This window comes from Candidatus Goldiibacteriota bacterium, assembly GCA_016937715.1.
GTDB lineage: Bacteria > Oederibacteriota > PGYV01 > PGYV01 > PGYV01 > PGYV01.
In genome coordinates, this window is the sequence record JAFGWA010000014.1 from 16,858 (window position 1) to 28,873 (window position 12,016).

Sequence of the window (12,016 nt, forward strand, 5' to 3'; positions counted from 1 at the left end):
CATAGGTAATAAAATAGGGTTAAAAGTATTATTTATGGGTTATGGGATATTTGGTTATGTATTAACGTTTTATTTATGGGATATGGGATAAAAGGCTATGGGTTAAATATATGCCCTATAAAACATCCAGATTGACACACCCAGCATAATTACCGCAAGCGCGATATTTATAAATCGTTTATCCGCTTTGGCGGAGATATGCGAACCTAAATACCCGCCGGCAAAAACTGCCACACCCAGAATTCCAACCAGTTTAAGGTCAAGGTTGCCGGCTGCAAAATGTCCCGCTGCCGCTGCAGAGGCTGTAAGGACAATAAGGGCGGAAGATGTGGCAACAGCCACTTTTGAAGGCACCCGAAAAATAAAAGTCATAATAGGCACTTTGGCAAAACCGCCGCCTATTCCAAGTATGGAAGCGATAAAACCGGCCAGAAAAAATAAAGGAACTCCAAGCCACAGGTTAATAAAATAAGTGATACCCTGCATTCTGCTCTCTATAAAACCTATTTTTTTGGGTTTTGGCTGGTTTATTTCCGCGGGAGTTTTAAACATTAACACCGCCGATATAAGCATCATTATTCCAAAAAGAATTTCCAGAAGCTGTTCTGAAAAAACAACTGAATTCAGCCCTCCTATAAGCGCGCCGATTATCGCGCAGGGCCCCATAAAAAGCACAATTTTCCAGTCAATCAGTTTATTTAAATGATAAACGGCTGTGGCGGTGACGGACATTATTATCATTATACAGACAGAGACCGCGGCGGCTTCGTGAAAGGTAAGCCCTATTTGAAGAAGAAGCGGCACATAGAATATCCCGCCGCCAAGGCCAAGCATTGAAAATATTACGGCGACGCAGAAAAAGAGGATAAAAGTAATAGCCACTATTTATATCTTCCGGACAGGCGTTTAAAAACTATCTCTATTAAATTGAAAAACATCTTCGCTGAATCACGCAGCGGGCTGACCTTTGTACCGGGCGCGTCAAACCATTCCACCGGGCTTTCGCATATTTTATATTTAAGCAGTTTTGCAATGTACAAAAATTCCACGTCAAATCCGAAACCGTCTATGGTTCTTCTTTTTACTATTTCAAGGGCACAGCTGCGCCTGAAACTTTTAAAGCCGCACTGGGTATCGTTTATCTTTAAGCCTGTCATTGTTTTTACAAATAAATTAAAGGTTCTGCCCATAAAGTCCCTGTAAAAAGGCTGTTTGATTTTTTTTGCGGCGCCCGGTACCGCGCGTGACGCAACGACGATATCAAAACCGTCATTATGAAGTTTAAGAAAAGGCGCCATGAATTCTATGGGGGTGGAAAGGTCGGCGTCGGAAAAAAATATAATTTCGCCGGATGCTTTTAAAAAACCGTGCGCGACAGAGTAACCTTTGCCGCGGTTGCCGGGGTTCTTAACGACGGATATACCGTATTTTTCCGCGACAGAAACGGTGGCATCAGTGCTTCCGTCATCCACAACTATAATTTCGGCATCTGCACCGCTTTCCGCAATGTACTCTTTTACGCGTTCAAGCGTTTTTGGAAGCCGTTTTTCCTCGTTAAACGCCGGTATTATAACTGAGACTGAGGGCAAATTTTTCTCCTTAAAGTTTATATGCATTTATAATAATGAAAAGCGGTGAAAATGTAAATAAGTATTTCAACGGCGGGTTTTGACTTTAAAGGTGTTTATTGATAAACTTATTCAAAATAAAAAGACGGAGGGTAATATGCCAAAAGTTACAATATCATTAAAAAAGGGAAAGACAGCGGCAGAGAAGAAAATAATATTCGGTGCGGTTCATAAAGCGCTGGTGGACGCTTTTAAAATACCGCAGACAGACCGCACGCTTTTCATGAATGAGTATGAACCGGAAAACATGGATGGGAAAGACAGTTTTACACTTGTAGAAGTGTCTGCGTTTAAAGGCAGGACACAGGAGATGAAAAAGCTGTTATACAGGCTGATTGTTGAAAATCTGAAAAATGACGCCGGGATAGACCCTCAGGCGGTTATGATAATAATTTATGACGTGCCAAAAGAAGACTGGGGAATCCGCGGCGGACAGATGGCATCGGAGATATTCAAGTAACAAGTGGCAAGTGACAGGTGACAAGTGACAAGTGACAAGTGACAAGTGGCAAGTGGCAAGTGACAGGTGACAAGTGACAAGTGACAAGTGACAAGTGACAAGTTGTAACCTGTAAGTTGTGACCTGTAACCTGTTACCTGTAACTTGTAACCTGTAACTTGTAACCTGTCAGTTGTGACCTGTAGATTGTGGTGTATACACTCTTCAAATACAACATATTGTATATGAACGGGTAAAAAATGGCTTGACACCACACCGTTGGGGTGTATAATCACATTCCTGTTTTAAATAAAAATGGTGAAATCCCATAAAAAAACTTATACGCATTTATTACGTATATTCAGGAGGAATAATATGGACGCAAACAAACTGCGCGAACCGGTACTGTCGGATAACGCGCTTACGGTATTAAGAAAAAGGTACTTTGTAAAAGATGACAAGGGTAATCCCATAGAAGGCACTAAGGAGCTTTTTGCAAGGGTGGCGAATAATATTGCCCAGGCAGAAAGAAATTACGGGGCAAACCAGGCTGAAGTTGATAATATGGCGGAAGATTTTTATAATCTTATGACCTCGCTTGATTTTTTGCCAAACTCCCCCACGTTAATGAACGCCGGGCGCGACCTTCAGCAGCTTGCGGCGTGTTTTGTACTTCCCATAAAAGACTCTATTGACGGGATTTTTGACGCGATTAAGTCGGCTGCTATAATACATAAAAGCGGCGGCGGAACAGGTTTTTCTTTTTCGCGTTTAAGGCCAAACCGTGACAAGGTTAAAACCACCAATGGCGTGTCATCCGGCCCGGTATCATTCATGAAAGTGTTTAACGCCGCCACAGAAGCGGTAAAGCAGGGCGGAACGCGCCGCGGCGCCAATATGGGTATTCTGCGCGTTGACCATCCGGATGTCCGCGAATTTATCACCTGCAAAGCGGATGATAAAGACATAAATAATTTTAATATTTCCGTTGCAATCACCGAAAAGTTTATGGAAGCGGTAAAACACGGTAGAAAGTATGACCTGATAAATCCGCGCAACGGCGAAGTGATAGCGCAGGAAGACGCGCGTGAAATATTTGACATGATAGTGGAATATTCGTGGAGGAACGGCGACCCGGGTATTGTATTCATTGACAGGATTAACAGGGACAACCCGACGCCCAACGTGGGCGAAATGGAATCCACTAACCCGTGCGGGGAACAGCCTCTTCTGCCGTTTGAAGCGTGCAACCTGGGTTCTGTCAATCTTGGAAATATGATTGATGATAAAAAAGTAAACTACACCAAACTTGCAAAGACCGTAAAACTTGCCGTGCGCTTTCTTGATAACGTAATAGACATGAGCAAGTACCCCCTTGAAGAAATTGAAAAGATGGTACGGGGCAACCGCAAGATTGGGCTGGGGGTTATGGGCTGGGCTGATATGCTTTTGGAAATGGGAATATCATATAAATCAGAAGCGGCGGTAAAACTTGCGGAAAAAGTAATGAAGTTCATACATGAAGAGGCGGAAAAAGAATCCGTGGAACTTGGAAAAAAGCGCGGATTGTTTCCGAACTATAAAGGCTCTGCGATCGAAGCGAAAGGAAGAAAATTAAGAAACGCCACATTAACAACGATAGCGCCTACGGGTACTTTAAGCATGATAGCCGCCTGCAGTTCCGGTGTTGAACCGTTATTTGCGGTGGCGTACATTAAAACTGTTATGGATAACGACAGGCTTCCGGAAATAAATGAAAGTTTTTTAAAAGCCGCCCGCGAGCGCGGTTTTTACAGTGATAATCTGATGATGAAGATAGGTGAACACGGGCACATTACAGATGACATGAAAGAAGTACCGGAAGATATTAAGAAAACTTTTGTAACGGCGCACGATATTGACCCTGAATGGCATATAAAGATGCAGGCTGCATTTCAGAAATATACAGATAACGCGGTGTCAAAAACGGTTAATTTTAAAAACAGCGCCACAAAAGAAGATGTGCGTGAAGTGTATATGCTGGCATATGAAATGGACTGCAAGGGCGTTACAATTTACCGCGACGGCTCACGCGATGTCCAGGTATTAACGGTGTCAACAAAAGATTCTTCCAAGTCGAAGATAAAAGCTGTTGATCCGGACAGTATTTTAAAGCATGCGGATATAGAACCAAGAAAAAGGCCGGATATTACTTTTGGCCGTACTATCAAGATGAAGACAGGGTGCGGCAACCTTTATGTGACTGTTAACGAGGACGAAGAGGGTATCTGCGAATTGTTTACCACAATGGGAAAATCCGGCGGATGCGCCAGCGCGCAGGCAGAGGCAATATCACGCCTTGTGTCAGTGGCATTAAGGGCGCACGTAAAACCGGATGTAATAGTCAAGCATTTAAGGGGCACCCGCTGCCCGGCGCCCGCGTGGCAGGACGGCGGAATAGTATTAAGCTGTCCGGACGCGATAGGAATAGCAATGGAAAAATACATACATGAAAAGAGCGAGAATACAGAAAAATTTATTTTTAAAAATACAATGGAAAAGACAATGGGCGAGACCTGCCCGGAATGCGGCACTACAATGGAACATGAAGGCGGCTGTAACGTGTGCAGGGTGTGCGGCTATTCCAAGTGCCTTTAATAAGAAACGGAGGCGATTATGAAACATTCAGAGTATTTTGAAGGAAAAGTTCAGAGTTTAAGCTTAAACGGAAAATTTGGCAATGCCACAGTCGGCGTGATAGAGCCGGGTCAGTATACTTTTGGAACTGCCACACAGGAAACAATGACAGTGGTGGAAGGGCAGCTGTCAGCCAGGCTTCCCGGGCAGGAATGGCAAGTGTATAAAAAAGGCGAAAGTTTTATTGTGGAGCCAAAAGTGTCTTTTGACTGCAAATGTGAAGAGCCCGCGGCGTATATCTGTTATTATAAATAATTACAGACTTGTTCTGAATAAATATTTTGATGTAAAATCTTATCTGTACGCGTAATGTATTTATATATGATAATTGTAATTTTCCGGGGTTTGGGCATATTTTTTCAGTGCGCGCCGCAAATTGGTATTCTTGTATCCAAACAAACTTGAAATCAACAGGTATGTTAATTCATTGGCAGCCGGGAGCCTGCGGTATATACTTGTTTGCCGGCGCGGCATTACATTCGGATTGCCGGACACGCAGCCGGTTTGCGCGGCGCTTCTGAAAAAACATACCCAAACCACGGATATATTTGATTTAATTAATAATTCTGATTTATTGCTTAGTTTTCTTGAGTATCAAAAAAAATGACAATTCCAAAAAGAATGATTTTAGCCGGGAATGTTTTATGATATAATCGTTGATAAATACAGGGAGGTGGGTTGTGGAAAATACAAAAAACGGGGAGCTTCACTTGAAAGCAAATGAAAAAAGGGAATATCCAAGGCAGTCTATGGCAGTATCCGTAAGATATAAACTTTTAACGCCTGAAGAGGCGGAAAAAGCAATGGCACGCCATTTTGACCCTGATAAAATGATGCAGGATTACAGCCAGGGTGAATCATCCGATGTTTCCAAGAACGGCCTTTCCATGTATGTGAATGAAGAAATACGGTTAAAGAGCCTGATGGCGGTTACCATGTATCTGTCTGTGCCGGGAATATCGTGCAACTGTAAGGCGCTGGCAGAAGTGGTAAGAAGGGAATCCAATACCGAAGGCGGTTTTTACGCTTATAAAGTGGGGCTGCGGTTTGTAAAAATAATTCACCACAACCTTAAAAATTATACATATCTGAATTTAAATGACCTTTTAAATATTAAAGAGCAGGGCTTCGAGGGGCAGGCAGGCAGATGACCGAAAAGCAAGAGAAAGAAGGCGACCTGCTTTTCCCGCAGGAAAGGCGCGAATACCCCAGGGTGGCGCTGAATGTAAAGGTGCGTTACAGGGTGCTGGGCGACAGCAAGGAAGATACTGAACTTGTTAAAAAGTTTGACCCTGAAGAGATTTTCAGGGTTTTTAAAGAAAATGAAACGGTAAATATTTCCACATCAGGCCTTCTGATGTATTCAGACGAAAGTATCCCCGAAAAAGCCATAGCGGCTGTAAATTTTTATATGCCGCTGCCCGGGCTGTCGTGCACATGCGCGGCGCTTGCGGAAACCATAAGGTGTATAAAGACAGTAAGCGGCAGGTACCTTGTAGCGCTGAAGTTTTTGAAAATAATCCACCATGACACGACAAAATATAAATACCTTACCCTTACAGAAATCCTTGCCATAAAAGGGGCGGAGATAAAGCTGGATTGATAGACGCGTGGATGCTTAGAGGCTTGGATGCTTAGCAAAAGCGGATATGCGAGCGTTAGTATCCAATCCGGCACGAATCTATAAGCGGAAGCATAGGTGGCGGTTCGTAGGTTTCCAAGCATCCAATCATCCAAGCCTCTAACCCTCTGTCTTTAAATAAACCACTATTGAATCCGCATTAATTGTATAATATAATAATTAATATGAATTCATACCACTCTACCGGAGGTATTCAATGAAAGCAGTTATTCTTGCAGGCGGATTTGGAACAAGGTTAAGGCCGCTTACCACAAACATTCCCAAACCCATGGCGCCGGTAATGAACACGCCGATGCTGGAGCACATAATAAACCTCTTAAAAAAATACGGCATGACGGACATCACAATGATGCTGTATTTTCAGCCGGAAGTGATAACAAGTTATTTCAGGGACGGCGCGGATTTTGGCGTTAAAATTAATTACGTCACGTCCGAACAGGACCTTGGTACCGCAGGCTGCATAACGCTTGCAAAAGAAAAACTGAAAGATGACAGTTTTCTGATAATAAGCGGCGATGTTTTTACCGGCTTTAATCTTGGCGATGCCATTGCAAGCCACAAAAAAAATAAAGCGCTTGCCACCATAGTGCTTACAAAGTCCACAGACCCTTTAAGATACGGCATTGTGGTTACAGAAAAGGATGGGAAGGTATCAAAACTTCTTGAAAAACCATCCTGGGGTGAAGTGTTCTCTGACACTATTAATACCGGCATCTACATATTTGAACCGGAAATTTTTAAACATATTCCCGAGAATGTGGACTATGATTTTGCCAAACAGCTTTTTCCGGATTTGCTTGCAAAGAAAAAAGCCCTGTATGGTTTTACCGGGGACGGTTACTGGAAAGACATCGGTACGCTTGCGGAATACAGGCAGGTGCATGAGGATATATTAAAAGGCGAAATAGAATGCGACATTAAAGGGGAAAGAAAAGGCAAGATAGGACGCGACGTATGGGTAGGAAAAGACGTAAAGATAGCAGCCGGCGTAAAATTCAGGGATGCCGTGGTTATTGGAAATAATGTCACTATTGAAGAGGGCGCGGAAATAGCAAGTTCTGTAATCGGCGATAACTGTTACATTGACAGCGGCGCAAAAATTGTGCGTTCTATTATCTGGGACAACAACAAAATAGAAAAAGAAGCTGACATTAAAGAAGCCGTAATTGGGCGCAACAACATGATACGCTATAAAGCGTATGTGGGAGTGGGCGCGGTTATTTCTGACGACTGTTATATAGGAAAAGAGACTATAATTAAGCCGGAAGTTAAACTGTGGCCAAAAAAGACAGTAGATGATTTTTCGGTCATCTCCGGGTCGCTTATTTACGGCGAACGGTGGAGCAACAGGCTGTTTGATATTTACGGCATAACCGCCATGGCAAACACCGAAATTACCCCGGAAATAGGCGCAAGGATAGGCGGCGCATTTGGTTCCACTCTTAAAAAGGGCGGGCATGTGCTGGTATCGCGCGATTATCACAGGGCTTCATTTATGATAGAGCGCAGCATAATGGCAGGCATACTGTCAACGGGAGTCAACATTTTCGACTTTCGCATAATGCCGCTTCCTGTCACAAAATACGTCGCCAAGTCATTAAAAGTGGCGGGAGGGCTTCATATAAGAAAGTCGCCGTATGATTCAAAAATGCTTGATATTAAATTCTTTGACAGTGACGGCATGGACATATCGCTGGCGCAGGAAAAATCAATAGAAAATTCCTTCTTCCGCGAAGAATACAGAAGGGCAGAAAGCGATGATGTGGGGATAATTTCATACCCGCCAAGGGCGCTGGAATATTATCAGGAAGGTTTCATAAAATTTGTGGACGTGGAAAAGATAAAAGCCAGAAGGTTTAAAATAATCATAGATTATTCATACAGTAATGCTTTAAATATTTTCCCGTCTATTTTGGGAGGGCTTAACTGCGAAGTAATAGCGTTAAACGCCCATAATAACGAGAAAAAGCTGACCCGTTCCGCGGAAAAATTTCAGACAGACTTAGACAGCCTTGCAGGAATGGTAAAGACCTTAAAAGCGGACGCCGGCATAATGATAGACGCGGGCGCGCAGAAAATATTTATTGTGGATGATAAAGGCCAGCTGCTTATTGAAGATGACGGCCTTATGATAATGGTAAAACTTTTCCTTGGTTCAAATAAAGGCGCCACTGTGGCGGTGCCGGTAAATGTGCCGGGTGTTTTTGAAAAAATGGTGCAGGCAGACGGCGGCAAAGCATTGCGCGTGGGGACCAGCTACCGCGCCATGATGACAGCCGCAAATACAGGCAAGGCAAAGTTTGTGGCGGAAGAAAAAGGCGGGTATATTTTTTCGGAATTTCAGCCTGCTTTTGACGCCATGATATCCACGGTAAAATTTCTTGAATACCTTGCAAAATACGGCAAACCGCTTTCCACTCTGGTGGCGTCGCTTCCAAAGTACATAAAACTTACGGATACAGTGCCTGTACCCTGGGATAAAAGGGGCGCGGTTATGATGGCGCTTGGCGAGATGAAGAAAAAGAACGACGTTAATGAAGTTGAAGGCATAAGGTTCACTGAAACCACGTCCAACGCGCTTATAATTCCGGATAATGACAGGCCGTATTTTCATATTTACGTGGAAGGCGCCACAAAGGCGGCTGCGGCAAAATATATGCAGAAACAGAAAGATATGCTGGTAAAGATTATAAAAAAGTAAGAAACTGCCGTTATACAAAAAAGTATAGAAAATAGCCAAAAAATGTGTATAATATAAAAACCATTTTTTAACCTGTAAGTTTAATACATTTTCGGGTAAAAAATCAGGATATAGGGCTAAAATTGCCTTTATTGTGTTTTGTGCGTATTACTGCATTATATAATAAGAATAGCGGAGGACTTTTTTAGTGGATGAAATTACGGTTATAGGCAGCATTAACATAGATTTTATGGTAAAAACAGAACGCATGCCTGAACGCGGCGAGACGGTTGCCGGGGATAATTTTTATGTGTTACCGGGCGGAAAAGGTGCTAATCAGGCGGTGGCAATTGCCAGGCTTGGAAAAAAAGTTAATTTTATAGCAAAAAAAGGCAACGATCAGGTTCCTGACATTGCCATGAAAAATTTAAAACACCCCAATATAAATCTTGAATATTTTATAACAGATGAATCTGTTTCAACAGGCGTAGCGCTTGTAAACACCACAGGGCAGAAAGGTAATAAGGTCACCTGGTTCACCGGGTCTAACGATACGCTTATGCCGTCTGACATTGATAAAGCCGAAGAGGCAATTAAGCGCAGCAAAGTGGTGGTGGTCTGCACGGAAATACCGATACCCGCAATCAAACGCGCGCTGGAACTGGCGCAGAAGTATAAAGTCAAGACAGTGATGAACGTAGGCAACGCCGGCACCAAACAACGCGATGAAATAAAAGAAGTCCTGCGCGGCCTTGATATAGTAATAATGAACGAACGCGAGGGCGGCTACCTTACAAACAGGCTTATATCACACATGGAAACCGGCTCGCTTGCGGGCAATGAACTGCGCAAGCTTGGCGTTAATCACGTAATTATAACAATGGGAAAAGAAGGCACGCTTCTTGTAAATGAACACGGCTCCACCGTATTTCACGGTTATGGTATGGATGTAAAAGACACCGTGGGCGGCGGGGATGCTTTTGTTGGGGCGGTTGCGTGCGCCATTGCTGACGGTAAATTTGTAATTGACGCCATTGACTGCGGCAACGCGGCAGGCGCTATAGTGACGCAGACAATAGGCGCGCAGGAAGGGCTTCCGGACAAAGCGCAGCTGGATTCATTTCTGGCGGAACATCACAAGGCGGGCGGAAGCTATAAGAAATACACAGACACCATAAAAATGCTGGAACAGACAGCGCTGAAAATGAGAGTCAATATAATCAAAATGCTTGGATACGCGTGTTCGGGCCATCCGGGAGGGTCGCTGTCCGCGGCTGATATTATTGCCGTGCTTTATAAACACGTTATGAAGATTGACCCCAAAAATCCAAAATGGGAAGAACGCGACCGTTTTGTCCTTTCAAAAGGCCATGCTGCTCCCGCGCTTTATACGGCGCTTGCCGAAGCGGGATTTATAAAAGAAGAAGAACTATGGCAGTTAAGGAAAATTGACGGGGACCTGTCCGGACATCCTGACATGAAAAAAACTCCGGGCGTTGACATGACAACCGGTTCGCTTGGACAGGGATTATCAATAGCAAACGGAATGGCGCTTGCCGCTAAACTGCAGAAAAAAGACAGCAGGGTATATGTAATGCTTGGCGACGGCGAAATACAGGAAGGCCAGATATGGGAAGCGGCCATGTCCGCGTATACCCGAAGGCTTGACAATGTATGCGCGATTCTTGATTACAACGGGCTTCAGATAGACGGCAGCATAGGACAGGTAAAATGCGGGCTTGAACCTGTGGTGGAAAAATGGAAGGCGTTTAACTGGAACGTAATAGAAATTGACGGTCATAACATTGAAGCAATAATGGAAGCTTTTGAAGAGGCAAAAAAGGTCAAGGGAATCCCGACCATAATAATAGCAAGGACAATTAAAGGCAAAGGCGTGTCGTTTATGGAAAGAAAAGTTGAATATCACGGAGCCGCGCCCAACGAGGCAGAGACAGAAAAAGCCCTTAATGAACTTGGAGGGTGCAAATGCAAATGAGCGCAAAACCCACATCAATGAGAAATACATACGGCGACACGCTGGCAAAGCTTGGCGCGACGCATAAGAATCTGGTTGTATTGGACGCGGACCTTGCAAAGTCCACGCAGACCGCGCGTTTTGGAAAAGTTTATCCTGAAAGATTTTTTGATATGGGAATCGCGGAACAGGATTTAATGGGAACAGCCGCGGGCCTTGCGGCATCCGGAATGTCCGTTTTTGCTTCCACCTTTGCCATGTTCGGTTCCGGAAGGCCATGGGAACAGATAAGAAATTCCATCTGCTATCCGAACTTACCTGTAAAAATAGCTGTGACGCACGCGGGAATATCCGTGGGCGAAGACGGCCCCACGCACCAGGCGTGCGAGGACATTGCCATAATGAGGGCAATACCTAATATGAAAGTAATTGCGCCGGCCGACTCTGTTGAAGCGGAAAAAATAGTTGAATACCTTGCGGATTATTACGATTCGCCGGTGTATTTAAGGCTGGCAAGGATGAACACGCCGGTGGTATTTGATTCAAATTATAAGTTTGAATTTGGAAAAGGAATAATCGCGGAAGAAGGCAAAGATATAACCGTTATCAGCACCGGTGTTATGTTGTTCAAAGCGCTTGAAGCGAATAAGCTGCTTGCGTCAGAAGGTATATCCGCGGAGATAATACACATGCCGTCAATTAAACCCATAGACGCGAAGATGATTATTCAGTCCGCGGGAAAGACGCGCAATGTGATAACAATAGAAGAACACAGCATAATAGGCGGGCTTGGTTCCGCCGTGTGTGAAGTGCTTTCGGAAAATCTGCCTGTAAGGGTAAAAAGAATAGGTATGATGGACATGTTCGCGGAATCCGGCGAACCGGAAGCATTATTTAATAAATACGGTTTATCAGGCAATAATATAGCTGCAGAAGCAAAAAAACTGCTTAACAGATAAAATAGAAATAATTATAT

10 protein-coding genes are annotated in these 12,016 nt (G+C 43.9%); 8 read left to right on the top strand and 2 right to left on the bottom strand.

All coding sequences use genetic code 11. The features are described from left to right. Positions 1-102: 102 nt before the first annotated feature. On the bottom strand, positions 103-882 hold the full coding sequence (locus tag JXR81_01875; protein ID MBN2753594.1) for a sulfite exporter TauE/SafE family protein: 780 nt from the start codon (positions 880-882) through the stop codon (positions 103-105). After that, positions 882-1,589 (bottom strand): glycosyltransferase family 2 protein, encoded by a 708-nt coding sequence (locus tag JXR81_01880; protein MBN2753595.1) that lies wholly within the window; start codon positions 1,587-1,589, stop codon positions 882-884. The genes JXR81_01875 and JXR81_01880 overlap by 1 nt, the downstream gene beginning before the upstream one ends. A 136-nt stretch (positions 1,590-1,725) precedes the next feature. Between JXR81_01880 and JXR81_01885 the strand changes: the two genes are divergently transcribed. From JXR81_01885 to JXR81_01920, 8 genes are all read left to right on the top strand, one after another. Beyond that, entirely contained in the window at positions 1,726-2,088 is a 363-nt protein-coding gene (locus JXR81_01885; protein ID MBN2753596.1) for a tautomerase family protein, read from the top strand. Positions 2,089-2,442: 354 nt separating this feature from the next. After that, complete coding sequence (locus JXR81_01890; protein ID MBN2753597.1) at positions 2,443-4,704, top strand: vitamin B12-dependent ribonucleotide reductase; 2,262 nt, start codon at positions 2,443-2,445, stop codon at positions 4,702-4,704. Between the two features lie 15 nt (positions 4,705-4,719). After that, positions 4,720-4,998 carry a pyrimidine/purine nucleoside phosphorylase gene (locus tag JXR81_01895; protein MBN2753598.1) on the top strand — a complete coding sequence of 93 codons (279 nt, stop codon included), beginning with the start codon at positions 4,720-4,722 and terminating at the stop codon, positions 4,996-4,998. A gap of 425 nt (positions 4,999-5,423) precedes the next feature. Continuing rightward, a complete protein-coding gene (locus tag JXR81_01900; GenBank protein ID MBN2753599.1) occupies positions 5,424-5,894 on the top strand; it encodes a PilZ domain-containing protein in 471 nt (156 codons plus the stop codon). After that, positions 5,891-6,346 (top strand): PilZ domain-containing protein, encoded by a 456-nt coding sequence (locus JXR81_01905; protein ID MBN2753600.1) that lies wholly within the window; start codon positions 5,891-5,893, stop codon positions 6,344-6,346. Before JXR81_01900 ends, JXR81_01905 begins: the two co-directional genes overlap by 4 nt. Before the next feature lie 235 nt (positions 6,347-6,581). Then, positions 6,582-9,086, top strand: coding sequence for an NTP transferase domain-containing protein (locus JXR81_01910; protein ID MBN2753601.1), 2,505 nt, complete (start codon positions 6,582-6,584; stop codon positions 9,084-9,086). A gap of 187 nt (positions 9,087-9,273) precedes the next feature. Continuing rightward, complete coding sequence (locus JXR81_01915) at positions 9,274-11,061, top strand: bifunctional hydroxymethylpyrimidine kinase/phosphomethylpyrimidine kinase (protein ID MBN2753602.1); 1,788 nt, start codon at positions 9,274-9,276, stop codon at positions 11,059-11,061. A 17-nt stretch (positions 11,062-11,078) separates the two neighbouring features. Beyond that, positions 11,079-11,999: a transketolase family protein gene (locus JXR81_01920; GenBank protein MBN2753603.1), complete on the top strand. Its 921-nt coding sequence runs from the start codon at positions 11,079-11,081 to the stop codon at positions 11,997-11,999. The last annotated feature ends 17 nt before the right edge of the window (positions 12,000-12,016 follow it).

Coding starts and splice junctions, on each gene's coding strand:
- JXR81_01885 (MBN2753596.1), top strand. CDS start 1,726: ATGCCAAAAGTTACAATATCATTAAAAAAGGGAAAGACAGCGGCAGAG.
- JXR81_01890 (MBN2753597.1), top strand. CDS start 2,443: ATGGACGCAAACAAACTGCGCGAACCGGTACTGTCGGATAACGCGCTT.
- JXR81_01905 (MBN2753600.1), top strand. CDS start 5,891: ATGACCGAAAAGCAAGAGAAAGAAGGCGACCTGCTTTTCCCGCAGGAA.
- JXR81_01920 (MBN2753603.1), top strand. CDS start 11,079: ATGAGAAATACATACGGCGACACGCTGGCAAAGCTTGGCGCGACGCAT.
- JXR81_01910 (MBN2753601.1), top strand. CDS start 6,582: ATGAAAGCAGTTATTCTTGCAGGCGGATTTGGAACAAGGTTAAGGCCG.